Origin of the sequence: Marinobacterium sp. xm-a-152 (genome assembly GCF_013282965.1) — a bacterium.
GTDB lineage: Bacteria > Pseudomonadota > Gammaproteobacteria > Pseudomonadales > Balneatricaceae > Marinobacterium_E.
The window spans coordinates 95543-121020 of record NZ_WBYI01000002.1; the positions used below are offsets into that span (position 1 = coordinate 95543).

The 25478-nt window shown below is 49.1% G+C and carries 21 protein-coding genes; 3 read left to right on the forward strand and 18 right to left on the reverse strand.

Translation table 11 applies throughout. The features are described from left to right. Position 1: 1 nt before the first annotated feature. The 9 genes from spoT to XMA152_RS02075 form a co-directional block, all read right to left on the reverse strand. On the reverse strand, positions 2-2128 hold the full coding sequence (gene spoT, locus XMA152_RS02035; protein ID WP_173481729.1) for a bifunctional GTP diphosphokinase/guanosine-3',5'-bis pyrophosphate 3'-pyrophosphohydrolase: 2127 nt from the start codon (positions 2126-2128) through the stop codon (positions 2-4). A gap of 63 nt (positions 2129-2191) precedes the next feature. Next, on the reverse strand, positions 2192-2404 hold the full coding sequence (gene rpoZ / locus XMA152_RS02040) for a DNA-directed RNA polymerase subunit omega (RefSeq protein ID WP_173481728.1): 213 nt from the start codon (positions 2402-2404) through the stop codon (positions 2192-2194). Positions 2405-2469: 65 nt separating this feature from the next. Next, the gene (gene gmk, locus XMA152_RS02045) at positions 2470-3087 is read right to left on the reverse strand and encodes a guanylate kinase (protein WP_173482566.1); all 618 of its coding nucleotides are present in this window, start codon (positions 3085-3087) and stop codon (positions 2470-2472) included. A 65-nt stretch (positions 3088-3152) separates the two neighbouring features. Further along, a complete protein-coding gene (locus tag XMA152_RS02050) occupies positions 3153-4076 on the reverse strand; it encodes an AraC family transcriptional regulator (RefSeq protein ID WP_173482567.1) in 924 nt (307 codons plus the stop codon). A 33-nt stretch (positions 4077-4109) separates the two neighbouring features. Continuing rightward, a complete protein-coding gene (dalD, locus tag XMA152_RS02055) occupies positions 4110-5501 on the reverse strand; it encodes a D-arabinitol 4-dehydrogenase (RefSeq protein ID WP_173482568.1) in 1392 nt (463 codons plus the stop codon). A 9-nt stretch (positions 5502-5510) separates the two neighbouring features. Beyond that, positions 5511-6524 carry an ABC transporter ATP-binding protein gene (locus XMA152_RS02060; protein WP_173482569.1) on the reverse strand — a complete coding sequence of 338 codons (1014 nt, stop codon included), beginning with the start codon at positions 6522-6524 and terminating at the stop codon, positions 5511-5513. Between the two features lie 19 nt (positions 6525-6543). Continuing rightward, positions 6544-7377 carry a carbohydrate ABC transporter permease gene (locus XMA152_RS02065; protein WP_173482570.1) on the reverse strand — a complete coding sequence of 278 codons (834 nt, stop codon included), beginning with the start codon at positions 7375-7377 and terminating at the stop codon, positions 6544-6546. Position 7378: 1 nt separating this feature from the next. Continuing rightward, positions 7379-8257, reverse strand: coding sequence for a carbohydrate ABC transporter permease (locus tag XMA152_RS02070; RefSeq protein ID WP_173482571.1), 879 nt, complete (start codon positions 8255-8257; stop codon positions 7379-7381). Positions 8258-8358: 101 nt separating this feature from the next. Continuing rightward, a complete protein-coding gene (locus XMA152_RS02075) occupies positions 8359-9675 on the reverse strand; it encodes a sugar ABC transporter substrate-binding protein (RefSeq protein WP_173482572.1) in 1317 nt (438 codons plus the stop codon). A 272-nt stretch (positions 9676-9947) separates the two neighbouring features. On the opposite strand from XMA152_RS02075, the gene xylB reads away from it, so the two are divergent. From xylB to XMA152_RS02090, 3 genes are all read left to right on the forward strand, one after another. Further along, a complete protein-coding gene (gene xylB / locus XMA152_RS02080; RefSeq protein WP_173482573.1) occupies positions 9948-11402 on the forward strand; it encodes a xylulokinase in 1455 nt (484 codons plus the stop codon). A 66-nt stretch (positions 11403-11468) separates the two neighbouring features. Continuing rightward, positions 11469-12521, forward strand: a complete 1053-nt coding sequence (locus XMA152_RS02085; protein ID WP_173482574.1) for an aldo/keto reductase — start codon at positions 11469-11471, stop codon at positions 12519-12521. A gap of 42 nt (positions 12522-12563) precedes the next feature. Further along, entirely contained in the window at positions 12564-13292 is a 729-nt protein-coding gene (locus XMA152_RS02090) for an SDR family oxidoreductase (RefSeq protein WP_173482575.1), read from the forward strand. A gap of 80 nt (positions 13293-13372) precedes the next feature. Here the strand turns inward: XMA152_RS02090 and XMA152_RS02095 are convergent, their stop codons facing one another. From XMA152_RS02095 to XMA152_RS02135, 9 genes are all read right to left on the reverse strand, one after another. Next, positions 13373-16453: an efflux RND transporter permease subunit gene (locus XMA152_RS02095; protein WP_173482576.1), complete on the reverse strand. Its 3081-nt coding sequence runs from the start codon at positions 16451-16453 to the stop codon at positions 13373-13375. 1 nt (position 16454) lies between these two features. Then, complete coding sequence (locus XMA152_RS02100) at positions 16455-17453, reverse strand: efflux RND transporter periplasmic adaptor subunit (RefSeq protein ID WP_173481723.1); 999 nt, start codon at positions 17451-17453, stop codon at positions 16455-16457. Positions 17454-17580: 127 nt separating this feature from the next. Further along, complete coding sequence (locus XMA152_RS02105) at positions 17581-18165, reverse strand: DUF3501 family protein (RefSeq protein WP_173482577.1); 585 nt, start codon at positions 18163-18165, stop codon at positions 17581-17583. A 10-nt stretch (positions 18166-18175) separates the two neighbouring features. Beyond that, the gene (locus XMA152_RS02110; protein WP_173482578.1) at positions 18176-19516 is read right to left on the reverse strand and encodes a heterodisulfide reductase-related iron-sulfur binding cluster; all 1341 of its coding nucleotides are present in this window, start codon (positions 19514-19516) and stop codon (positions 18176-18178) included. Positions 19517-19575: 59 nt separating this feature from the next. Beyond that, a complete protein-coding gene (locus XMA152_RS02115; RefSeq protein WP_173481720.1) occupies positions 19576-20007 on the reverse strand; it encodes a rubrerythrin family protein in 432 nt (143 codons plus the stop codon). 250 nt (positions 20008-20257) lie between these two features. Then, entirely contained in the window at positions 20258-21886 is a 1629-nt protein-coding gene (locus XMA152_RS02120; RefSeq protein ID WP_173481719.1) for an electron transfer flavoprotein-ubiquinone oxidoreductase, read from the reverse strand. A gap of 38 nt (positions 21887-21924) precedes the next feature. Continuing rightward, a complete protein-coding gene (locus XMA152_RS02125; RefSeq protein ID WP_173482579.1) occupies positions 21925-23694 on the reverse strand; it encodes an acyl-CoA dehydrogenase in 1770 nt (589 codons plus the stop codon). A 74-nt stretch (positions 23695-23768) separates the two neighbouring features. After that, positions 23769-24695 carry an electron transfer flavoprotein subunit alpha/FixB family protein gene (locus XMA152_RS02130; RefSeq protein ID WP_173482580.1) on the reverse strand — a complete coding sequence of 309 codons (927 nt, stop codon included), beginning with the start codon at positions 24693-24695 and terminating at the stop codon, positions 23769-23771. 13 nt (positions 24696-24708) lie between these two features. Beyond that, positions 24709-25458, reverse strand: a complete 750-nt coding sequence (locus tag XMA152_RS02135; protein WP_173482581.1) for an electron transfer flavoprotein subunit beta/FixA family protein — start codon at positions 25456-25458, stop codon at positions 24709-24711. Positions 25459-25478: the final 20 nt, after the last annotated feature.

Genomic DNA, 25478 nt, shown 5'->3' on the forward strand with positions numbered 1-25478 from the left:
GCTAAATTCGACTCACTCGGGTCACTTGCTTAATAGCACGCAGCTTTTTCATAACCCGCGCCAGATGAACACGGTTGGTCACTGTCAGTTCAATGGTAACGGCATTCATCTGACCATCTTTCTCGCCTGACAGTAGCTGATTGACGTTCCCGCCTACTGAAGAGACCGCCATCGCCAGCTGTGCGATGATGCCTCGTTGTGATTCAACCTGAACTTCTAAAACGGTGGTGTACTCATCCTCACCTGTTTCGCCCCACTCGATGTAGATGTTGCGATTGGTGGTCTCGTCACGCTTACCGTTGAGGTTGCGACAGTCAGAGCGGTGCACCACCAAGCCACGTCCTGCCGAGATATTACCGACAATATTGTCGCCAGGAATGGGGTAACAACAGCGAGCAAAGTGCATGACCATGCCTTCTGCACCCCGAATCGAGATCGGTTTACCGTCTGTACCAATAAGTGATTCTGGTTCGTCAGATTCACCATCCGTCGGTTGTAGACGCTGAGCGATGACGTAAGCCATTCGATTACCCAATCCGATATCTTCTAACAGATCATCGAGAGTCTCGAAGTTCAAATCTTGTAACAGCTTGTCCAGCTTATTCTGATCAAGCTGTTGATCACTGATCTCATATTGAGCCAAGTACTGGTTCAACAGGCGACGACCCAACTCGATCGACTCATGCTGTTTTTGGTTCTTCAAGAAGTGGCGAATCGCTGTCCTTGCTTTACCGGTCACAACAAAGTTGAGCCAAGCCATATTGGGTTGGGCACGTGGGGTTGTGATGATCTCAACGGTCTGACCGGTTTTCAGCGGCTCTGACAGCGGCGATAGATGTCGATCAACACGACAGGAGATACAGGAGTTACCCACGTCGGTATGAACCGCATAAGCAAAGTCGACCGGGGTTGCCCCTTTCGGTAGCTCAAGAATGCGTCCCTTCGGAGTGAAGACATAGACCTCATCTGGGAACAGCTCTTTCTTAACGCTGTCGATGAACTCCATCGAGTCACCGGCAGCCTGCTGCATTTCAAGCAGGCCTTGTAGCCATTTGCGCGCACGGTTGTAAGAGCCTTCGGCACTGCTGCCATCGCCACTCTGTTTGTAGTGGCTGTGTTCGGCAATACCCTGCGCAGCGACGGCATCCATCTCATGGGTTCTGATCTGTACCTCAATAGTAATATCGCGTGCACCAAACAGATCGGTATGCAGCGATTGGTAGCCATTTGCTTTTGGGATAGCAATGTAATCTTTGAAGCGCCCCGGTACGGGTTTAAACAGGTTATGTACTGCGCCTAAAATTCGGTAACAGTTATCAACAGATGTCGTAACAATACGAAAAGCGAACACATCCATGATGCTGGCAAAACTGCGATTTTCGCTCTTCATTTTGCGATAGATTGAGTAGAGGTGTTTCTCACGGCCGGTCACTTCACCGACTAACTCCTCCTGTTTCAAGCGGCGATTAATGGCCTCCTGAATCTCAGAGATAATATCTTTACGCTGCCCCCGCGCTTGCACCACCGCACGGCGAATGTACTTAGCACGCATCGGGTGGAAAGATTTAAACGCTAAATCCTCTAGCTCTACCTGAACATCACGCATACCCAAACGGGCTGCAATCGGTGCGTAGATATCCAGAGTCTCTTTAGCGATACGACGCTGTTTATCTGGGCGCATAGCACCCAACGTACGCATATTGTGAAGACGATCCGCTAGCTTAACGATGATGACGCGAATATCTTCTGCCATCGCTAAGACCATCTTCTGGAAGTTTTCTGCCTGCGCTTCCGCTTTGCTCTCGAACTCAAGATGCGTCAGTTTAGAGACACCATCAACAACTCGTGCAACGGTTTCACCAAACTGGCCAGAGATACCGTCAAAATCGATCTCAGTATCTTCGATGACATCGTGCAACATGGCTGCAATCAGACAGTCACGATCCATGTGCATCTCAGCAAGAACACTGGCAACGGCTAGAGGGTGTGTAACGTAGGGCTCACCACTTTTACGACGCTGACCATCATGGGCCTGTTCCGCGTAAAAATAAGCACGCCTTACCTTTCGGATCTCATCAGAGTCCAAATATTCGGTAAGGCGTTCAGATAGAGCGTCTATAGTGGGCATCAGTTATCGCTTAACAAACAATATGATAAGGATGATGCCCCACTTTGAAGAGAGTTGGAAGAGTTAGTCTAGAACTGGCTCGTCAAGCACTGCGCGAGTTGTGTGACCTTCGGCGATTTCACGAAGAGCAACAACCGTTGGTTTGTCATTTTCCCATTCAACTTTAGGATCTTGACCACCAGTAGCGATCTGACGCGCACGTTTAGACGCAACCATTACAAGTTCAAAACGGTTATCAAGATTGTCTAGGCAATCTTCTACAGTAACACGTGCCATGAGTAACCTCTTTAAAGAGTAGTAACAAATTCGAACCGGCGATTGTACAGAGTTTAGGCAGCTCTCTACAAGAGTTCAGCGAGTAAACTTTGCTGCGCCTGCTGTTGAACCGCCATTTCTAGACGATTTGCGGTAAATATTGCAGCCAATTGATCCAGTGCAGTGTCGAATTGGTCGTTAATCACCAAGTAGTCAAAGTCGCCGTAGTGGCTCATCTCAGATTCAGCTTGCGCCATACGACCGGCGATCACCTCGTCACTGTCGGTGCCGCGACCGGTCAAACGACGCAGAAGCTCTTCGCGACTCGGTGGCAAAATAAAGATAGAGCGCGCTTCGGGCATCTTTTCACGAACGATTTCAGCACCCTGCCAGTCGATCTCTAGAATCACATCGATACCCTGAGCCAGTTGCGACTCCACCCAGCCTTTGGACGTACCGTATTTATTGGTGAAGACTTCAGCGTACTCGAGAAACTGTCCCGCTTCGATCAGACGATCAAATTCCGTAAGATCAACGAAGTTGTAGGCAACACCATCTTCCTCGCCAGGACGAGCAGCACGGGTAGTGTGAGATACCGACACACGAATGCGCTCGTCACGCTCCAACAGTGCTTTAACGAGACTGGTTTTACCGGCACCGGAGGGTGCAGAAATGATGTAGAGAAAGCCCTGAGCTGCTTGCATAACAAAAACCCTGATTACTGAGTCGCGAATGATATAACAACTCAGCGCGTCTGTTTAGGGATAGATCAGTAACGCAGCTTACCGTTTTTACGGAATTCACTCGGCGTCATGCCGCGCACTTCCATAAACCTACGGTTAAAGTTTGCGACGTTATTAAAGCCGACGCTGTAACAGATCGTAGAGATGTACTGATCAGTATCCAACAATAGCTGACTGGCCTTGTTGATACGCATGCGCGTGACAAAGTCAGTAAAGGTATTGCCTGTCGCTTTCCGGAAATAGCGAGAGAATCGGCTCTCACTCATACCAAACTTTTCAGCGACTTCCGCCATGTTGAAGTTGGTTGAGTAGTGCTCTGAGACATAGCCAACAATTTCACTGATCTCATCGAGATGGTGTTGATCATCTCGACTCTGCAACTGTACAGACGAGAGCAGTCGGTAGTTTTCATGCTTGGCCAAAACAGCCATTAACTCAATAAAATTGGCGAGACGATCCATACCTGAACTGACTTTTATGCGGTCCATCATCGCCTCAACTTGAGCGCTGATACCGTAGAATTCGACACCGTTAGCCGCACGATCCAGGAAATTCATTAAAGAACGCATTTCCGGAATTAATTCAGCACTGCGCACAAGCGGTTCGCGACGGAACTGCAACACCTTGTCACGCACTTCAACATGATCTTGGCCGTTAGGGTATTCCGTGGAGATCCAGTTATGAGGCAGGTGAGGCCCGGTCAGGACAAGCTGACCCGGCTGGAAGTGACCAATGTAATCACCGACAAAAACTTTGCCCTTGGTTTCGGTGATCAAATGAAGTTCATACTCTTCATGAAAGTGCCAACGAATCAACTGGTGAGGTGCACCATGCTCCAAAAAGCGAATAAAGCCCTCATCAATCTGCTCCTCATAACCGAGGTCAGGATGACGGTGAAAATCACTCTCTTTTTCTGGCGGTCTAATGACCTTCAAATCATTTGTTTGCATATGCACCTCGATGCTGACTCCGTCAGCTTATTATCAACGCCCCTCCCGACGTTCAATAAATTCATTCACCTGTTGGTAAGCGCTTCTCATTGCGGCCAACAAAATCTCATTGCCTGCCAACTCATTGAATAGCAGGCGCTCAGCAACAAAAGCATTTACCGGATCTTCTGCACCAACAATCGCGTCAGCCACTGCAGCATCCATTAGCTGATCTTCGTAAGTGTAAGGGATATCCCCTCGACGCTCACGAATCAAGAAAGCTAAAAATAGAGCCGGAAGAATAGAGACCGATTTTAGATCTAATCCACGCTCTAAACCATCTCGAATGGTTGGCAGAATGAAACCGGGGATCTTCGAAAAACCGTCCATGGCAACTCGTGCGTTAGTATCTTGAATGTTCGGATTAGAGAATCTATCCAACACCACATCACGATATTTTGCCAAATCCAACGGGCAGTCTGGCAACGCTGGAATGACATTGTCGGTTACATAATTATAACCCAACTGACAGATCTCTTTATCCTGCGTACCTTCATGGATATAGTCCATACCGGCTAATGTACCCGCCCAAGCGATACAGCTATGCGTCGCGTTTAGACAGCGTATTTTAGCCTCTTCGTAGGGGCCTACGTCCTCAACCATCTCTACGCCGACTTTCTCCCAAGCGGGACGCCCTGCAATAAAGTGATCTTCAATAACCCATTGAATAAATGACTCACCCATCAGAGCAGATTTGTCATCTATACCCGTCGCAGCTTTGACACGCTCTACCACATCAGCGGTTGGGCGCGGTGTAATTCGATCCACCATCGCATTGGGCGCTGAGGTATTGTTTTCGACCCAAGCTTTTAGCTCTGTCTCGTTACGCAGATCTAAAAACTGTAGGAAACCTTTCATGAAGCGATCACCATTCGAACGAAGGTTGTCGCAGTTCATTAGAGTAACAGGACCTGCACCCGCCGCTAAACGAGCCTTTAACAAACGCGCCAAAGCGCCGTAAAGCGTAACAACTGTCTCACCTTTAAGGTCAGTGACCAGGTCTGCATAGCTTTGATCCAGCTGATCTTGTGAGTCTAGGTAGTATCCCGCTTCAGTAACGGTAAATGAGATGATCTTTGTCTTCTCATCCACAGCGACCTCTGTCAGACCATTGAGCTCAGCATCGAATGGAATGATCTGTTTAATCGCCTCAATACGCTTATAGTCACGCTCACCCTGAGGCGTCACTGTCTCAAGCGTGTAAGCACCTGACGAGGCTTGAAGGGCTGCAATCGTATCGGCCATGTCAGGACGAATATTACCCCCGGCTAGAACCCAAGATTGATCACCCAGATCATGTAACCACTGCAAATAGAGCGCTTGGTGGGCTCGATGAAAAGAGCCCAAGCCTAAATGCAGGTTAATATTAGGTTGTGTATTACTCATACCGAGACCTCAGCGAATCGCCTCACCCTTCGCATCAAATTGATGCAGGTGAGAAGCGTCGTAATTGATTGAGACAGAGTCACGAACTTTGATGCTTGGCTGCTCATACTGGCGAACAATCAATTTCTCGCCACTACCTTCAAGGCAAACATGAATCAGTGTTTCGTTACCCAGGGCTTCGATCAATTCAACCTGACCGGAAATAGCACCTTGTCCCGCATCCACAATAGAGAAATGCTCTGGGCGCACACCCACATCGACCGCATCGGCAGAGATACCGCTGAAGTAACTCGCAGAGAGTAGGTTCATCTGAGGCTGACCAATAAATTGAGCAACAAACTTGTTTGCAGGTGCTTCGTATAGTTCCATCGGCGTACCGACCTGCTCAATCACACCACCCTGAAGGACAACCACTCGATCAGCCAGTGTCATTGCTTCGACCTGATCGTGTGTTACGTAGATGCTAGTCGCGTTCAAATCACGGTGTAGCTCTGCAATCTCTACACGTGTTTGACCACGAAGAGCAGCATCAAGGTTTGATAGCGGCTCATCGAACAGGAATACTTTTGGCGAACGAACAATCGCACGACCGATCGCGACACGCTGACGCTGACCACCTGAAAGTTCCTTAGGAGTGCGCTTCAAGTAGGGCGTTAGGTTCAGCGTCTCTGCAGCCTTAGCGACCTTTTGATCAATAATCGACTGTTCTTCACCTTTGATACGCAGAGCGAACGACATATTCTCTTCAACCGTCATGTGTGGGTAGAGAGCGTATGACTGGAAAACCATCGCCAAATCACGCTTAGATGGAGCCTGGTGAGTGATCTCATTGCCATCTAACACTAGATCGCCATCGTTGATCTCTTCTAGACCGGCAATCATGCGAAGCAGCGTGGATTTACCACAACCGGATGGACCTACGAATACAATGAATTCGCCTTTGTTGATGGTAAGGTTAACCCCTTTGATCGCGTGTACATCGCCGTAGTACTTATCGACGTTTTTTAATTCTAAATATGACATGTGTAAAAACTCCAAATACTTACTTCACGGCGCCGAAAGTCAGGCCTTGAACCAACTGTTTCTGTGAGAACCAACCGATCACAACGATTGGTGCAATAGCCATTAGGGACGCTGCAGAGAGCTTCGCCCAAAACAGGCCTTCAGGGCTTGAGTAACTGACCATCATGGTTGCCAACGTACCAGCATCTGCTGCCCCGAGGTTTAGCGCCCAAAATGCTTCATTCCACGCCAGTACCAGACATAAGAGGCCAGTAGAGGCTAGACCACCAATACCCAGTGGAAGCAACACATGGCGAAACTCCTGCCAAACCGAAGCACCGTCCATACGCGCAGCTTCTAAGATTTCGTGTGGAATATCTTTAAAGTAGGTGTAGAGCATCCAAACCATAATAGGCAGGTTCATCATGGTGAAGATGATGACCAAAGCCGTCTTGGTATCTAACAGACCGAGTTGTTGGAAGATGACATAGATCGGAAGCAACGCACCGACTGCAGGCATAAACTTAGTTGATAGCATCCACAACAACAGACCATTAGTGCCCTTGGTAGGCGAAAACGCCATACTGTAAGCAGCAGGTGCAGCAATCAGTAGACCTAAGACAGTTGAAACAACCGAAGTGACCACAGAGTTCCAGGCAAACTGGACGTAGTCAGAGCGCTCGTTAACGACATGGAAGTTCTCCAGTGTCGGCTCAAAGGCCCAAAGACTAGGAACAGCGATAGCCTGCAGCTCTGTTTTGAACGCTGTAAAGCCCATAAATATAAGTGGAAAGAAGAGCAGCAACGCAATACCCCAAGCTGCTGCCGTTCTAGCAATAAGGGCTGGAGTCCATTTAGATTTTTTAGTACTCATCTTACTTCTCCAGATTTTTGCCGATGATACGGATCAAAAAGATCGCAACGATATTCGCTAGGATGATGGCAAAGACCGCGCCAGCTGATGCAACACCAATATCGAATGCCTGCAAAGCCTCATTGAAAATCAAGTAAGCAAGGTTGGTACTCTGTGTACCTGGACCACCGTTCGTGGTTGTGAAGATCTCTGCAAAGACAGACAGTAAGAAGATCACTTCAATCATGATGACAACAGAGATCGGACGAGCTAAGTGAGGTAGATACATGTAACGGAATTTCTGCCAGTAATTGGCACCGTCCATTTCAGCTGCTTCAAGCTGCTCGCGATCCATCGATTGCAGTGAGGTCATAAAAATCAAACAGGCAAAAGGGAGCCACTGCCAGCTGATCATTATGATGACTGAAAAAAGTGGCAGATCTTGAAGCCAGTTGATCGGGGTTAGCCCAAAAAATGTCCAAACTTGAGCCAACACACCATAAATAGGGTTCATCATCATGTGTTTCCACAAAAGTGCATTGACGGTTGGCATGACAAAGAACGGAGAAATAAGTAGCAGACGAACAATACCTCGCCCGGGGAATGTTTCATTGATGAGAAGCGCTATCGCTAATCCACCAATCACAGTAATAGCAACTGTCGAAGCAAGCAGAACCAAGGTATTGATAATGGCATCACTGAATGCAGGGTTGGTGATCATGAACTCGTAGTTCATCCACCCAGCAAAACCGGTGCTATCTGGTTGCATCAAGTTATAGAAAATCGACGAAAAATAGATCGTCAAAGCCAGTGGCACGACCATCCAGATCAACAGTGTGATCACAGCTGGACTTAGTAGTAACCGAGGCATTAAGCGACTGCTTCGAGATTGCGAAGACATAATAAATTACCGTAAATAGATCAGAAAAAGTGCCCCCAGCTAAAGATTAGCTGGGGGCTTTTTAGGGTAAAAGAATACTGAAACCCTAAATTACAGCTTGCTTAGTAGTAGCGAGCTTTACGCATTTCGCGGTCAGCGTAAGCCTGTGCTGCAGCCAACGCCTCTTCTACACTTTTCTCACCTGCAAGAGCAGCAGCGAACTGCTGACCAGCCGCTGTACCGATAGCCTGGAACTCAGGAATCGCAGCAAATTGAACACCTGTGTATGGTGTTTTCTCGAAGGTAGAGTCGTATGGATTTGCGCTGTTGATAGCATCCATCTCAGCGCTTGCGAAGTTAGCAGCTGCCTGGAATTTCTCGTTAGCGTAAGTCGATGCACGAGTACCAGTTGGAACACGGCCCCAACCGTTAGTCTCACCAACTAGGTTGATGTAGTCAGCAGATGTAGACCACTCTAGGAACTTCATTGCAGCATCTTTCTTCTCAGAAGAGGCTGGGATACCTAGAGCCCAAGCCCATAGCCAGTTTGCACCACGTTTAGTTTTCTGAACTGGAGCCTGTGCATAAGCAATTGAGTCAGCTACTTTTGACTGGGCTGGATCAGATACGAAAGATGCAGCGATTGTTGCGTCAACCCAAGAGCCACACTTACCTTCGTTCATTAGAGCAAGGATTTCGTTGAAGCTGTTAGCTGTTGAACCTGGAGGGCCGTACTTAGTCATTAGGTCGACATAGAAGTTAATAGCAGCATTCCACTCAGCAGAGTCTAGCTGTGGCTTCCAGTTCTCATCAAACCAACGCGCACCGAAAGTGTTAGCAATCGTTGTGATGAATGCAGCATTGTCACCCCAACCTGGCTTACCACGAAGACAAGTACCGTACACACCATTTTCTGGGTCATGCATTGCAGCGATTGCCTGCTCCATATCTGCCCAAGTTGGGTTGTATGGAAGAGTGATACCTGCTTTATCTAGTAGGTCTTTACGGTACATAACCATAGACGACTCACCGTAGAACGGAGCAGCGTATAGGTTACCTTCGTGAGATAGACCACCGCGCATCGCTGGTAGGATATCGTCTACGTTGTACTCAGCAGAGAAATTTAGAGGCTCTAGCCACCCTTTCTCACCCCAGATAGGCGCTTCATACATACCAATAGTCATGATATCGAACTGACCACCTTTAGTTGCGATGTCAGTCGTAACACGTTGACGAAGAACACCCTCTTCAAGAGTTACCCACTTAACTTTGATACCAGTCTCTTCTTCGAACTTAGGCGTTAGCTTCTGCATCTCGATCATGTGACCGTTGTTTACAGTAGCGATTACTAGCTCAGTGCCGCCGTGTGATCCAGCGAACGCTTGAGTTGATAGCATTACGGCACCTGCAACGGCAGCCGAGAGCATTTTTACTTTCATGACGTACTCCTGTCGATTTTTTTCTTGTTTTGACACTAAATGTACTTTTATTCGCAAATTCGAATATAACCCTTAGCATCTGATCAACACAGTAGCATTAGATTTTTTCAAACACTTATACAAAAAAACTCAATGATTGTATTTTATTGCAATTCTATTTCGCATATGCGTTAACCAGTGCAATATAGTTTATAAATACGTCAAATAATGCAAAGTTTCGACGTTGAATATAGCCAATGCATTTTTTGGAATAAAAATAGTAGGTAGTTGAAATGTATTTAGGACTCGACCTAGGAACCTCTGGGGTTAAAGCCCTGTTAATGGATGACTCACAGCAGGTTGTGGGCAGCGAAACTGCTTCGATCACTGTCTCAAGACCTCACCCGGGTTGGTCAGAACAGGACCCTGCCGACTGGATTGCGGCCTGTGAAGAAGCGATTACTAAACTGAAAAGTCATCACCCAGAAGAGCTTGCTGCAACGCGTGCTATATCATTTTCAGGCCAGATGCACGGTGCCACACTGCTGGATGCTGAGGGCGAAGTACTTCGTCCATCTATTCTTTGGAACGACACTCGCAGCTACAAAGAGGCCGCTGAACTAGATGCCATGCCGGAGTTCCGAGCAATATCCGGTAATATCGTCTTCCCAGGTTTTACGGCACCCAAACTCGTATGGGTAGCAAAAAATGAACCCGAGATTTTTAACAAAGTAGCCAAGGTCCTTTTACCCAAAGACTACATTGCCTATTGGTTAAGTGGCGAATACATTTCTGAAATGTCCGATGCGGCCGGAACAAGCTGGCTAGATGTTAAGAATCGCTGTTGGTCAGAAGAGCTTTTATCATTGAGTGGAATGACGCTTGATCAGATGCCTCGTCTTGTTGAGGGATCTGAAGCGGCAGGAAGGTTACGTACTGAGTTAGCCAGCAGATGGGGTTTGAGCAACGACGTAATCATTGGCGGCGGTGCAGGTGACAACGCAGCTTCGGCTATCGGCATGGGCGTTATTGATGAGGGCCAAGCCTTCCTCTCATTAGGCACTTCCGGCGTCCTATTTGCAGCGACCAATGGTTTTAAACCACTTCCAGAGAGCGCTGTTCATGCCTTCTGTCATGCCATCCCAAATACTTGGCACCAGATGGGGGTCATACTCTCTGCTACCGACGCACTGAATTGGTATGCCAGGCTAACGGGCAAGTCAGCAATAGAACTTGATGCCGCACTGGAGGCCGAGCCTAAGGGGCCTGCTAGCGTCACTTTTCTGCCCTATCTTTCGGGTGAACGAACGCCCCATAACGATGCGCAGGTAAGGGGGATGTTCATCGGCTTAGATCACAGTTCTGACCAGAAGCTACTGACTCAAGCCGTTATGGAAGGGGTCGCTTTTGCTATTCGCGATAATCTTGAAGCTCTTATTGCTGCAGGCTCATGCGTCAACGAGATCATTGCGGTAGGAGGCGGCTCAGGGTCAACGTTTTGGTTACAGACGCTGGCTAATATTCTGAACAGAACTCTGCTGCTTCCATCCGATGGGGATTTTGGTGCCGCCTACGGTGCGGCACGTCTAGCAATGCTGGCTCACCGGAAAGCTAGCCCTGAATCACTACTGACTCAACCTAAGATTGAAGCTCGCATTGAGCCAGATGCAACTCTGTTGAATCAATATGAAGCAGCCTATCAACGTTACCGCTCTCTTTACCCAGCAATTAAGTCACTGAATCTATAAAGAGTATGTTAGCGTAAAGCTTGGCTTTACCAATCTAGAATTAACGAAAACTTAGAAGGGGTTAGCATGCAGTTCAGCCGTTTAGGAACCAGTGGATTAAGCGTTTCAAGAATCTGTTTGGGCACAATGACCTGGGGTAAGCAGAACACCCAAGCGGAGGCCGACGAACAGATCGAACACGCCTTATCAGTTGGTATTAACTTTTTTGATACAGCCGAAATGTACGCAGTGCCGCCAACAGCAGAGACCTACGGTAAAACAGAAGAGATCATTGGTAACTGGCTTGCTCGAAACCCATCCCGTCGCAGCGAGATGATCATTGCCACCAAAATCGCAGGTATCGGGTTACCTTGGGTAAGAAGCGGCGGCCCAATTACAGGCAAGGCAGTGATTGAGGCGGTCGATAATTCATTGAAGCGCCTGCAGACTGACTACATCGATCTCTATCAACTACACTGGCCAAACAGAACTTCACCTCACTTTGGCAAGCATACTCCGAACTTCTTCAAGTTTAGCGACATTAAAGCGGCTGAACATGAAGCTCAAATGTTGGATATCCTTAAAGGTTTAGCGCAATGCATAAGTGACGGAAAAATCCGTCATTTCGGCCTCTCAGATGATACTACCTGGGGCATCAACACCTATCTAAAACTGAGCCGACAGCATGACCTACCCAAACCGGTCTCGATTCAGAATGAGTTTAGTCTGTTGCATGCGAAAGATTGGCCCTACTTGATCGAGAACTGCGTTCACGAAGAGATCGCCTATCTTCCTTGGTCACCGTTGGCATCAGGATTACTCTCTGGCAAATACGCTGATGGAGCAATGCCGAAAGGAAGCCGCTGGAGCATCTCAAACCCCGCTGCCCTGCATCGGAATACACCCCAGGCTCATGAAGCTGTTGCAGAGTACGTCAAGTTAGCCAAACAGTTTGGTTACACCCCGTCACAGCTTGCACTCGCATGGTGTGATCAGGTTGATGGCGTAACCTCTACCATTATTGGGGCGACCTCAATGGATCAACTAAAAGAGGACATCGCCGCTTTTGATATGCTACTGTCTGAAGAGCTACAAACTGAGTTAGCGGCTGTCTTTAAGCGCTACCCTCAACCCTTTTAAGAGGCGGCTATCCTGATAGCCGATGCAAAATAAGAGATTGATATGAGCGAACAATTAAAAGGCAAAATTGCCGCGGTTACAGGCTCTGCGTCAGGCATTGGTTTCGCCAGTGCCAAAGCGATGCTGGATGAAGGTGCCACAGTTATCTTTATCGATCGAAACGAGTCTGCGCTGTCTGATATCTGCAGTCGTCTTGGGGATAAGGCTCTACCACTGGTCATTGACCTGCTCGATCCGGAACAGTGCAAAGAGATGGTGCCACGCATTCTGGAGATGACTGGGCATCTGGATATCTTTCACGCCAACGCTGGGCTCTATGTCGGCGGAGATCTCATGGAGTCTGACGCTGACCAGATTGATCGAATGCTGAATTTAAATATCAATGTGGTGATGAAAAACGTACAAGCTGTGTTAGCGCATATGATTGAGCGAGAGACCGGTGACATTTTGGTGACCAGCTCGCTAGCAGCCCACTACCCGACGCCATGGGAACCTATTTATGCCTCATCAAAATGGGCGATCGACTGTTTTGTTCAGACGACTCGACGTCAGATGTTTAAGCACGGCATTCGTATTGGATCGGTATCACCTGGGCCTGTGGCAACGGGATTACTCTCGGACTGGCCGGAAGATAAATTAAAAGAGGCTCGTGCCGATGGCAGCCTAATCGAGCCAGAAGAGATCGCAGAGGCGTTGCTGTTTATGTTGACTAGGCCACGTCATATGACTGTGCGTGACATGGTCATCATTCCAACGAATTTTGATCTCTGATGGGCGAGTAATTTTCGCTTCGCACCGAGTGCTAGCTCCTAAGGCAGGTTTCATACCTTGGAGCTAGCGTTAAAACTACTTCAGCTTTCAGAAATTCGCTTAACCGCTCTTCGCATCGACAGACGATAAAGAAGCGGAATCACAAACAGCGTTAGCACAGACGAGAAGCCCAAGCCCCATACGATCGAGGTGGCGACTGGGCCCCAGATCAGTGACTTACCACCCAGACCCGCTGCAAGCGAAAATAGACCCGCCATGGTGGTCAGGGTAGTAATCAATACCGGAATGACCCGTCGACGCGAAGCATAAAGCGTCGCATGCATCAGGCTCATGCCATTGCCAATTCGGTCATTGGCGGCCGATATCAGTACGATCGCGGCATTCACGGCAATACCGGCTAAGGCCACGACACCGTACATAGTGAAGAGACTGAGCGGGTTTTGCGTCACGATCAAGCCCAATACAACACCGGTAAACGCCAGTGGCACTGTCGCCAAGATCATTAATGGCTGCCAGTAACTGCGGAACTGCGTGCCCAATATTAGGTACATCAAGCCGACGCCGACCAAGAAGAGAATCGCAATCGAATCCATACTCTCTTGGATATCATCCAACTCACCCGAGAAGTCGAGATCGATGGCAGGATATTGCGCTTCGTACTCCTTCCAGCGCTCTAGCAAGAAGGCGTTGGCTTGTACGGTATCCATACCGCCAGAGCGAAGGTCAGCCTCTAAGGTGATTGCACGACGGAAGTTGTAGTGACGAATGTTACCCAACGACTGTTTACGCTCCTCTATTACCAACTCCGACAGAGGAATAGCACCGCCCGCGGGAACAGGAATACGGTAGCTAAGCAGACGCTCAAGAGAGGGTAGCGACTCAGGATTAGCACGAACACGAACATCCAGGCGTTCACCGGCATCTCGCATACTCGCGACAACTTCACCGTCGACCAATAGGCGCAGGGTGCGACGAACATCCGCAGGGTTCAAACCTGTACGATTGATCGCATCACTGTCTAACTCCAGACTCAACTCATAACGACCACGAGCCGCATCGTCTTCAACATCCACGAAATCTTCGTGACTGTTCAGAATTTCAATCAGAATGTTGGTAGCGTCGCGAATCTCTTGGTAATCATCACCACGTACCTTGACCGAGATCGGTTTAGAGGCAGGCGGACCACCCGATAGGCGCAAGAATGAGATGCGAATCGGACCGGCAATGTCACCCAAATCTTCACGCACCGCATCGGTCATCTCTTCAACTGTGCGCAGTTCAGGTGTTTTAGGGTTTAGACCGACAAGAATCTGGCCGTACTGCTCGCCAATACGCGGCTCTGTCTCGGTAAACATCTGACCGGCATAGCTTGCGATGGCGCGCACTTCCCCGTCACGCACATTTTGACGGACACGCTCTTCCACACGTGAGACCACCTCCATCGTTTTCGCGACAGGCGTCGCTGCCGGCATTTCAACGTTCACATAGAATAGGCGGACAGGATCGGCCGCAAAGAAATCCATCTTAATGTAGCCGTTGCCTAGGGCACCGACCGCGCCTATCAGTGGCAATACGGCGACAATCAGTGAGAGAACCGGACGGCGCAGCGCTTTGATCAACAGACGAACATAGGTGATCTGCACGCGGTGGGTCATGGTTTCACGCAGACGCTGAATTCGACTCGGTTTATCAAACCCAACCTTAGCCGCCAAAATGTGGGCAGGCAGCATCCAAAAGGCTTCAATCAGACTGATCGCTAGGGCGATCGACACCACCATAGGAATAACCTTCATGAACTTGCCCAAAATACCGGGCAGTAGCATCAGCGGTAAAAAAGCAGCGATGGTCGTCAGTACCGCCGCCGTGACGGGGCCCGCTACCTCTTTCAACGAACCCTGAACGGCGGCTATCCCCGAAAATCCGCGCTGTAGCCGATAATAGATCGACTCAACCACAACGACGGCGTCATCAACCAACATACCCAATACAATCACCACACCCAACAGCACGGTGACGTTCAACGTTTCGCCCAGTCCCGCCAGTACCCAGAAGGTGGCTGCCAAAATAAAGGGGATGCCGATCGCTGTGAGCAGTGCGATGCGTGTACCTAAGAAGAGCCAAGCCACAACCAACACCAGGATCAGACCGATCAGGGCATTGTTCTCCATGATTTGAATCGACTTGCGCGTCGCAATGGTCTGATCATCGATCAAGACCATCTCGACACCGGTCTCAACCGATAGAGCATTTCGCTCATCCATGTAGGTCTGAACACGCTCAACCAATTCCAGGGTGTTGGCACCCTCTTTCTTCATTACCGCCAACAGCACAGCCGGTTTATCATCGACACGTACTAAGAAACTAGAATCTTCACGAGCGCGCTCGACACTGGCGACACGTGACAATGGCACCTCACCCGAGGCACCCAATACCGGTCGATTGGCCAGATAGCTTGGGTCAGCGGCCGTACCGACAACACGCACCAACCAGTTACGATCGCCTTGTACCAAGTTACCAGCCGCCTCATCTTGGAAGAAGGCAGTAACGGTGTTGGCAACCTGTTGTGGGGTAATGCCTAGGGCTTCCAGTTCAGAGACATCCAGATTGACCTGCAGTTCTGGGTCAGGCAGTGCCACAGGGTCGATGCGAGAAACGCCTTTAAGCTGGGACAGATCTTTGTCGATACGAGTCGCTTGCAGACGCAGGTTCTCGTCATCCGCCAAGCTGGTCACCGCCACCGTCGCGGCAGGGAAGGCATTGGAGCTGGTGATCTCCAGAATCAGTGAATCTAACGCAGCATCCGGCAGTTCAGATTCAGTGTTTTGTATTTCACGACGCAGATCGGCTAAGCGTTTATCGAAGGTACGATCATCGATGTCCTCAAAGCGCACTAGGATACTAGAGATCCCTTCACGTGAATTACTCGAGACAAACTTTACATCGGCCAGTGAACGTAACGCATCTTCAAGCGGATCCGTCACCTTACTCTCAACATCAAGCGCTGTAGCACCCGGCAGCGGTGTGGTGACGATGATCCAGTTGAAGTTGATGGTTGGATCTTGTTGGCGGGGTAGTCCTTGATAACTCAACAGACCGACCGCCAGTACTAGCAAGAAGGTCAGGTTAGCTAGCACATGGTTAGTAATGAAGCGTTGCCACATATCAGCGCACCTCTACCGCTTCGCCCTCGACTGCGAGCAATCGACCCTCGGTAATGACCTGTGACCCCTTGGGAAGATCAACCGCCGCAGGCTGACCCTCTATGGCACCGTCGACGACGACAAATTGTGCGACACCCTGCTCTTCAAGCAACAGACCAAGCTTCCATTCGCCATCGACTTTACGACGAACCAACAGTTCAGAGGAGACGTGCGGTTGATTGGCGGTCCAGGTTAAACGACCCGTTGCACCAATCTCGGGCGTCGCTTCAGTAAAAATAAAACGGTAGGTCTGCGTGCGTTCGCGACGATCAATAATGGGCAATTTAGCTCTTAACTCAACCGCGAAAGATTGGCCGTTGCTTTCAAACCACACCTTGCTCTCAGCAACCCCTTTTCCAGGGGCGACTTTGGCTTCTAGTTCTGCCCCATCCGTTTGAACCAACTGAAGCAGAGGCATACCGGGAGCGGCTAAGGCACCTAGCTGAGCCATTCGTGCTGCAATGACTCCATCGAATGGAGCAACCAGCGAACAATTTTCAGTCGCAATACCAGCCAGTTCAATCTGACGGTTTTGCACATCGATGCGGGCATCCAATGAGGTAAGCGCCGTTTCACGCTGTTGCAGAGCATCGTCACCTAGATTGCCTCGTTTGTTCAAGGTCTTGGCACGTTCGTATTGATCACTCAAAAGTGGGCGTTGTGAGCGCAACTCACTCAAAACCGCTTTTTGCGTCGCCAACTGACTCTCGTAGGTACGGCAATCTAAATTCACCAGAGCGTCGCCCTGCTTCACTCGATCACCCACCTCAACATTGATCTTCACAATACGTGCAGAGAGCTCTGCACTCAGCGCAGCATCATTGGCACTGATCACTTCTGCAGGTGCTGAGAATGTTGGGTAATAGACTAAGTCAGCAAAAGACTGAGTCGACACCACAGGTGCTGCCTGAACACTATTAGCTATGCCAAACACTAGAACAAAAAGAAGGGAGCGCATCATTAACCTCGATTGTGACGGATGGTCTAAAGATCTAGACCGATATCTACGCAGTCTAGCAAGGAATGGTGCATTGCAAAATGAAAGAGTGAGAGGGTGGCCGACTGCACCCTCTCTTCAGGGATCAGAACTATTTAAGATCAGCGGTTAAAGTAACCTGAGTTTCTGGGTCCACTTCATAAACATGGTGCTGATAGTTGGGGTGGTCCACACCGACAGCAAGAGCCGCACCCGCTTTGAGTGTCGCGATCATCTCATCGGTCAATTCAAAACGCATGAAGTGGACGGCACTGGTCTTCTCTTCAGTACTGCGCTCTAGATCTTCATCGGCTATTGCAAACACCTTTTCATGGCCGAATACCTGAACATAGGTTTTGTGTTCAAGCCCGACCAACTTACCCAGTGCCACTTTGCGCTCATCTGGATCGGCAAATTCAATGAGCTGTGTACACTTCAGGTTGGTCCCATCTGGAATCAGTGGGTTGTAGGCATCCAACTCATCTTGAATACCCTCTTCATCGAAGGTTTTCTCGATGCGAAGCATCTCTTGGATCTGGTAGCGGATGGTCAACTCGTCTTCAAACTGAAGCGTGACGTTGGGACCAATAAAGACCGTTCTTCGACGGCGGTGCTCCAGTGCCTTTTTACGAAATTCAGGACGTTCTTTGTGGTAGGTTTCCAGCGACATTAACGAGTCGCGTACTAATTGGGTCATACTCTACTCCTTAAATGCCATAAGCCTTGCGCAATAGTGATATTGGGTGTGACTTTTCTGGCTGCTTATCGTGATTTTTATCGATACCTTGTGCGATGTGAGCTCCTCCCAATGGGCAGTCACTCGAAATGTAATCCGGATCAAAATCAGCCATCTGACGGAATACCGGCTTACCTATCTTCATCGCTTTTTCATGAAACTCTTTCTTAACACCGTAAGTACCCGCGTGACCACTGCATCGCTCTACTGTTTTTAGTTCGGTATCAGGAATCTGCTTCAGCATCTCTTCGGTTTTCTTACCGACGTTTTGCACGCGACCGTGACAGGGAACATGGTAAGAGACTTTACCTAATCCCTGTTCAAACTCCGCTTTCAATAGACCATCTTTTTGACGTGCGATCAGGTATTCAAACGGATCCCAAAATGCTTCCTGGACCAGCTTAACCTCTTCGTCATCTGGGTACATTAATGGCAGCTCTTGTTTAAACATCAAGGTACAACTGGGCACGGCGGACGTCAGCGCATAACCCTCTTTGGCTAACTTAGCCAGTTGCGGGATATTGATACGTTTTAGCGAGTCCACCCCTTCAAGATCGCCCTGCTCTAGCTTCGGCATGCCACAGCAGACCTCTTTCTGAGCAAAGGTCCAGGGAATGTAGTTGTGCTCTAGTACGGCAATAAAATCTTCACCAATACCCGGCTCGTTGTAATTGATGTAGCAGGTAGCAAACAGTGCCACTTTTCCGGGTGTGCGTTCACCCGCTACAACGTCAAAAGTCTCATTCGGCTTGGCTTTGCTGCGTAACTTCTTGCTTGCAAATGGCGGTAACCATGCCTCTTCGTCAACGCCTAAGGTCGCAGAGAGTGCTTTGCGTGTCGGCTTCCAATGGTTAACCGTATTAATCGTCTCACTGACAATGGGGATACCGGCTAGCTTACCGGTGGTGTCAGTGCTGGATAAAATCTTGTCGCGCATGGGGAGACCCTTCTCTTTGGTCTCAACCGCTTTAGCGCGCAGCATAAGATGCGGAAAATCTAAATCAAACGGGTGTGGAGGTACGTAAGGGCACTTCGCCATGTAACACATGTCACAGAGGTAGCACTGATCAACAACCTTCTTGTAGTCCTCTTTAGCAACACCATCGACTTCCATAGTTTCGCTTTCATCAATCAGATCAAACAGCGTTGGGAAGGCGTCACATAAACTCAGGCAACGACGGCAACCGTGACAGATATCAAAGACGCGCTCCATCTCTTGGTGAAGGTCATCTTTGTCGTAAAAAGTTGGATTTTTCCAATCCAGAGGATGGCGTGTTGGGGCTTCTAGATTGCCCTCTTTTTTTGTACTCATAACACTCTCCAGGCAAAGATCGATAGGTCGAACAGGTTGCCCGACCTATCGTGGGCTGATTACGCTTCCGCTTTGTAAGCTTCCAGTGTTTTCTGGAACTTGTTAGCGTGACTACGTTCTGCTTTTGCAAGCGTCTCGAACCAATCAGCAATCTCGTCAAAGCCCTCTTCACGAGCTGCTTTCGCCATGCCTGGGTACATGTCAGTGTACTCGTGAGTTTCACCTGCAATCGCAGATTCCAGTGCTTCCGCCACATTACCTGCAGCTAGACCAGTTTCAGGGTCACCTGAACCACCATCGATTAGGTATTCCATGTGGCCGTGCGCGTGACCAGTTTCACCTTCAGCCGTATTACGGAATACGTTGGCTACTTCTGGAGCACCCTCGATGTCTGCCATGTTGGCAAAATATAGGTAACGACGGTTTGCTTTTGATTCGCCAGCGAATGCTGCCTTTAGATTCTCTTCTGTTTTAGTACCTTTGAGATCCATGATGTTCTCTCCTATTTTTGTTAGCTAACTAAACAGAGCTTGGACAAGAAAATTTCTTGTCTCACTTAAAAATACGCCAGGATCTCAAAATTGGCTTAATTTTAATTTTCTATGGTGCTGATAGATCTTTCCTATTCACCTTTCAACCCTAAAGCTGGCAACATAAAGCGGTCTCTTTAAGAAACAAAAAAGAGAGCTAAAAAGCTCTCTTTAATTAATAATTTACCAGGCCGCTAGGCCAATTCCTGTTTTACATGTTCGGGTAGTTAGGGCCACCGCCACCCTCTGGTGCCACCCAACGAATATTCTGCGTAGGGTCTTTGATGTCACAGGTCTTACAGTGCAGACAGTTAGCTGCGTTAATCTGAAGGCGTGGTTCGGCTTCATCTTCAAGCACTTCGTAGACACCGGCTGGGCAGTAACGCTGTGCTGGCTCTGCATACTGAGCAAAGTTAACGGTGATAGGAACACGGCTATCCTTCAGCTGTAGGTGACAAGGCTGATCCTCCTCATGCACGGTGTTCGAAATAAACACTGACGAAAGCTTATCGAATGAGAGCTTTCCGTCTGGTTTAGGGTAATCGATCTTCGTACACTCGCTGGCTGGACGCAGCATCTCATGGTCGACGTGAGTATCGTGCAGTGTCACTGGGATACGACCACCAAAGATGTTCTGATCCAGCGTATTGAAAGCGCCACCAAGAATTGGACCAAACTTATGTAGAGCTGGGCCAAAGTTACGTGAGCTGTACAACTCTTGGTACAACCAAGAGTTTTTGTAGAGATCATTAAATGTGGTTGCCGTGTTTGACTCTTCAGCAATAGCAGAGACTACCGCTTCGGCCGCCAACATGCCCGACTTCATTGCCGTGTGAACACCTTTGATGCGCGAGAAGTTCAAGGTACCGGCATCACAACCGATCAATAGACCACCAGGGAAGGTCATCTCTGGAAGACAGTTGTAACCACCCTTAGCAATGGCACGTGCACCGTAAGAGACACGAGTACCGCCCTCTAAGTACTGCGCGATTTTCGGGTGGTGCTTCATACGTTGGAATTCATCAAAAGGACTGACCCAAGGGTTTGAGTAGTTCAAATCGACGATTAGGCCCACAACGACCTGATTATTCTCAGCATGGTAAAGGAAGAAGCCACCACTTGTACCGTCACTCAATGGCCAACCAGAGCCATGAATCACCAAGCCCTCTTTATGTTGCGCAGGATCGATATCCCATAGCTCTTTAATACCAAGACCGTAGTGCTGAGGATCTTTGCCCTCATCCAAGTTGAACTGACTGATCAGCTCTTTACCTAAATGACCGCGACAGCCTTCGGCAAAGAGTGTGAACTTAGCCTGCAGCGCCATGCTCGGCACGTAGCTATCTTTCTCTTCACCGTTTTCGCCAATGCCCATCGCACCGGTGAGAACACCTTTGACACTGCCGTCTTCGTTATAAAGAACTTCAGCCGCAGGGAAGCCAGGAAACACCTCAACACCCAAGGCTTCAGCCTGTTCTGACAACCAACGTGACAGATTGCCAACAGAGGCGATGTAACAGCCGTGGTTGTGCATCGTTTTAGGTGCCACAAAGTTAGGCACTGTAATCGATTTTATCTCGTTTTTCAGAAGGACGATTTCGTCTGTTTTCGCTTCAGTGACCAGGGGTGCGCCCTGCTCTTTCCAATCTGGGAAGAGTTCAGTTAACGCTTTAGGATCGACCACCGCGCCTGACAGGATATGACCACCCACCTCAGCCGCTTTCTCAACAACACAGACCATCAGATCAGCATTGAGTTGTTTGATCTTACAAGCAGCTGCAAGTCCCGCAGGGCCTGCACCTACAATTAGGACATCAAAGTCCATTACTTCATAATCCATTGATCTCTCCTAAAACGACTCAATCACTGAAATGTAAATTAAAACTGTTCGTCACTCAGCACAAATGCGGCATCAAGGCCCGTCATAATCGTTTGTGCATGAGCTTCTGCTCGTGGCAAGTAGTGCTCTGCATAAAAGCGCACGGTGGCAACTTTAGCGGCCAAAAACTCATCCGAGTAAGCAGAACCTGCTCCGCTTAAGGCTTTAGCTCGAATGGCCTCTTTTGCCATTAGGTAGGCGCCGGTGAGGTAGCCCATCTGCATTAAGAAATCGAATGCGACCGCACCCATTAAGCTGCGATCGGCAGCAGCACGATCAAGAATAAACTCTCGAATCTCTCGTGCGCGGGCCACGGATGCCACAAAACGATTGGCCATCTTATCAAGTCCGCACGCTCGAAGATCGGCTTCAATAGCCGCCATTTCATCAAGCAGATCCGCTAACGCTGCACCGTTATCGCTCAAGGTTTTACGACCAATCAGATCCAGTGCCTGAATGCCGTTAGTACCTTCATAAATGGCTAAGATACGGGCGTCACGGTAGTGCTGAGCCGCGCCAGCCTCTTCGATAAAGCCCATGCCACCATGAACCTGAATATTCAGAGAGGTCAGTTCATTGGCCATCTCTGTCATCCAGCCCTTCACGATCGGCGTTAACAGTTCAACACGCGCTTTAGCCGCCGTTTGATCACCCTCGATGTGCGAACGATCAATCTCAGCAGCAGCAACTAGGGCCAATGCACGCATCGATTCACAGCCCGAGCGCATCGCCATCAACATGCGACGCACATCGGGATGCTCAATAATAGGGATTTTCGAACCATCTTTACGACTGCCCTGTGTGCGCTCTTTCGCGTAGGCAACCGCTTGCTGATAAGCACGTTCAGAGATCGACAAACCCTGCAGACCCACCGACTGACGTGCATGGTTCATCATGGTGAACATGTAAGCCAAGCCTTTGTTCTCTTCACCGACCAGGTAGCCTACTGCACCGCCATTATCGCCAAAACTCATCGTACAGGTTGGCGAACCATGAATGCCCAATTTGTGCTCTAGAGAGATGCATTTTGCATCGTTTAGCTCTGCAGGCTCTCCGTTCTCATCCAGCAAGAACTTAGGCACGATAAACAGCGAAATCCCTTTTACACCGGCCGGTGCATCTGGAAGTCGCGCCAAGACTAAATGCACAATGTTCGGGGTCATCTGATGATCGCCCCAAGTGATGTAGATCTTCTGGCCTGAGATCAGGTAGTGATCGCCATTCGGTACCGCTTTGGTTGAAACGGCTGCTAAATCTGAACCCGCGTTAGGTTCAGTCAGATTCATGGTGCCGGTCCACTCACCGCTGACTAAGCGCGATAGGTACTGATCTTTTAGCTCATCACTGCCGTGAGCGATCAGTGCTTCAATCGAACCCTGAGTCAACATCGGGCAGAGTGCAAACGCCATATTGGCCGAGTGCCACAACTCATTGACTGCCGTACCTACAACATTTGGCAAGCCCTGGCCGCCAAACGCTTCAGGAGCTGTCAGAGTTGCCCAACCGTTTTCCATATATTGTTGATAAGCATCAGAGAATCCCGGAGTCTCAATAACCTTGTCACCCTCAAGGCGTGCGCCATTTTGGTCACCCACTGCATTGAGCGGAGCCAGTACTTCAGATGCGAGCTTACCCGCCTCTTCAACGACGACATTGGCCAGTTCAAGATTAACTTCATCCAGGCCCATCGCCTGGCAAAGTTGATCGAATTCAACCAATTGATCCAATACAAAAGCGGTGTCCTGTGCAGGCGCGTTATAGATACTCATAGAATAGATTCCCGATTTGGAAAGCGTTGGAAAGCTCTTAAAAACAGAGGGCAGCTAGGCTGCCCTTGTTTGATTTAGATTTTCGATACTAGCTCTGGAAGGATCTCGTGTAGATCACCCACTAGACCGTAGTCTGCAATGCCGAAGATTGGCGCTTCTTCATCTTTGTTAATAGCAACGATAGTGCCTGACTCTTTCATACCTGCAAGGTGCTGGATAGCGCCTGAGATACCTACAGCAATGTATAGCTTAGGCGCTACCATCTTACCTGTCTGGCCAACCTGCATATCGTTTGGCACAAAGCCGCTGTCGACCGCAGCACGTGATGCGCCCACTGCAGCACCAAGCTTATCTGCAAGTTCGAATACCTTAGCGAAGTCCTCTTTAGAACCTACACCACGACCACCTGAAACAACGATATCTGCAGATTCAAGTTCTGGACGATCTGATTCGCTCACCTCTGCACCTACGAAACGTACTTTCGCAGCTGGGACAGTCACTGATGCCGCTTCAACAGCAGCTGAACCGCCATTACCAGCAGCAGCAAATGCAGTACCACGAACAGTCATCACTTTAAGCGCGTCGCTGCTCTTCACAGTCGCGATAGCGTTACCAGCGTAGATTGGACGCTTGAACGTATCTGCATCGATCACTTCGATAACTTCAGATAGCTGATTCACACCGCAAAGTGCAGCAACACGTGGTGCCAAATCTTTACCAAAAGTGCTCGCACCTAAAATGATGTGTGTGTAATCACCCGCTAGCTGTTTAGCGATAGGTGCTACGAATTCAGCAAGCGTGTGCTCAAGCGCTGCATCTTCAAAGGTAAGGACGCGATCCACACCCGCAACTGAAGCCGCCTGAGTAGCCGCTGCCGATACAGAAGAACCAACCACTAGCACATCAACAGGAGCGCCTAGTTTAGTTGCAGCTGTCACTGCAGAAAGAGTTGCACCTTTAAGTGACTGACCGTCGTGTTCAGCAATAATCAACGTTTTCATCATCAACTCTCCCTTAGATAACCTGTGCTTCGTTACGTAGTTTGTCGAGCAGCGCATCAACAGAATCCACTTTGATACCGCCACTACGCTCTGCTGGAGTCTCAACAGAGATAAGCTCTACGCTGTTTGTTAGCTCAACGCCAAGATCTGCAAGCGTTTTAACATCTAGAGGCTTACGCTTTGCCTGCATGATTTTTGGCAGTGCCGCGAAGCGTGGCTCGTTTAGACGTAGGTCAGTCGTAATAACCGCTGGGAGATCCATCTCAACAGTGACAAGACCACCATCCACTTCACGTGTTACCTGTGCTTTACCGTCAGCGATTTTCACTTCAGATGCGAAGGTTGCCTGAGGCACATCTAGAAGTGCTGCAAGCATCTGACCAGTCTGGTTGTTGTCAGAGTCGATCGCCTGTTTACCTAGAAGAAGAATCTCAGCGTTCTCAGACTCGTTCACTTTTGCAAGGATACGCGCAACGTCTAGCGAGTTAAGCTTGCCTTCCGCTTCAACCTGGATACCACGGTCAGCACCTAGCGCCATTGCGTAACGCATCTGCTCTTGGCAAGACTTGTCGCCGATCGATACAACAACGATCTCAGAAACAACGCCCGCTTCTTTAAGACGCACAGCCTCTTCAACTGCAATCTCACAGAATGGGTTGATCGACATTTTAGTATTTGCCAAATCTACATCGCTGTTATCCGCTTTAACGCGAACCTTAACGTTGTAGTCAATAACGCGTTTTACTGCGACTAATGCTTTCATGTTAACTCCTCAAAACATGG

Bases quoted from the DNA above. Each gene is read 5' to 3' on its own strand.
- spoT (WP_173481729.1), bottom strand. From the start codon at position 2,128: ATGCCCACTATAGACGCTCTATCTGAACGCCTTACCGAATATTTGGAC.
- rpoZ (WP_173481728.1), bottom strand. From the start codon at position 2,404: ATGGCACGTGTTACTGTAGAAGATTGCCTAGACAATCTTGATAACCGT.
- gmk (WP_173482566.1), bottom strand. From the start codon at position 3,087: ATGCAAGCAGCTCAGGGCTTTCTCTACATCATTTCTGCACCCTCCGGT.
- XMA152_RS02050 (WP_173482567.1), bottom strand. From the start codon at position 4,076: ATGCAAACAAATGATTTGAAGGTCATTAGACCGCCAGAAAAAGAGAGT.
- dalD (WP_173482568.1), bottom strand. From the start codon at position 5,501: ATGAGTAATACACAACCTAATATTAACCTGCATTTAGGCTTGGGCTCT.
- XMA152_RS02060 (WP_173482569.1), bottom strand. From the start codon at position 6,524: ATGTCATATTTAGAATTAAAAAACGTCGATAAGTACTACGGCGATGTA.
- XMA152_RS02065 (WP_173482570.1), bottom strand. From the start codon at position 7,377: ATGAGTACTAAAAAATCTAAATGGACTCCAGCCCTTATTGCTAGAACG.
- XMA152_RS02070 (WP_173482571.1), bottom strand. From the start codon at position 8,257: ATGTCTTCGCAATCTCGAAGCAGTCGCTTAATGCCTCGGTTACTACTA.
- XMA152_RS02075 (WP_173482572.1), bottom strand. From the start codon at position 9,675: ATGAAAGTAAAAATGCTCTCGGCTGCCGTTGCAGGTGCCGTAATGCTA.
- xylB (WP_173482573.1), top strand. From the start codon at position 9,948: ATGTATTTAGGACTCGACCTAGGAACCTCTGGGGTTAAAGCCCTGTTA.
- XMA152_RS02085 (WP_173482574.1), top strand. From the start codon at position 11,469: ATGCAGTTCAGCCGTTTAGGAACCAGTGGATTAAGCGTTTCAAGAATC.
- XMA152_RS02090 (WP_173482575.1), top strand. From the start codon at position 12,564: ATGAGCGAACAATTAAAAGGCAAAATTGCCGCGGTTACAGGCTCTGCG.
- XMA152_RS02095 (WP_173482576.1), bottom strand. From the start codon at position 16,453: ATGTGGCAACGCTTCATTACTAACCATGTGCTAGCTAACCTGACCTTC.
- XMA152_RS02100 (WP_173481723.1), bottom strand. From the start codon at position 17,453: ATGATGCGCTCCCTTCTTTTTGTTCTAGTGTTTGGCATAGCTAATAGT.
- XMA152_RS02105 (WP_173482577.1), bottom strand. From the start codon at position 18,165: ATGACCCAATTAGTACGCGACTCGTTAATGTCGCTGGAAACCTACCAC.
- XMA152_RS02110 (WP_173482578.1), bottom strand. From the start codon at position 19,516: ATGAGTACAAAAAAAGAGGGCAATCTAGAAGCCCCAACACGCCATCCT.
- XMA152_RS02115 (WP_173481720.1), bottom strand. From the start codon at position 20,007: ATGGATCTCAAAGGTACTAAAACAGAAGAGAATCTAAAGGCAGCATTC.
- XMA152_RS02120 (WP_173481719.1), bottom strand. From the start codon at position 21,886: ATGGATTATGAAGTAATGGACTTTGATGTCCTAATTGTAGGTGCAGGC.
- XMA152_RS02125 (WP_173482579.1), bottom strand. From the start codon at position 23,694: ATGAGTATCTATAACGCGCCTGCACAGGACACCGCTTTTGTATTGGAT.
- XMA152_RS02130 (WP_173482580.1), bottom strand. From the start codon at position 24,695: ATGAAAACGTTGATTATTGCTGAACACGACGGTCAGTCACTTAAAGGT.
- XMA152_RS02135 (WP_173482581.1), bottom strand. From the start codon at position 25,458: ATGAAAGCATTAGTCGCAGTAAAACGCGTTATTGACTACAACGTTAAG.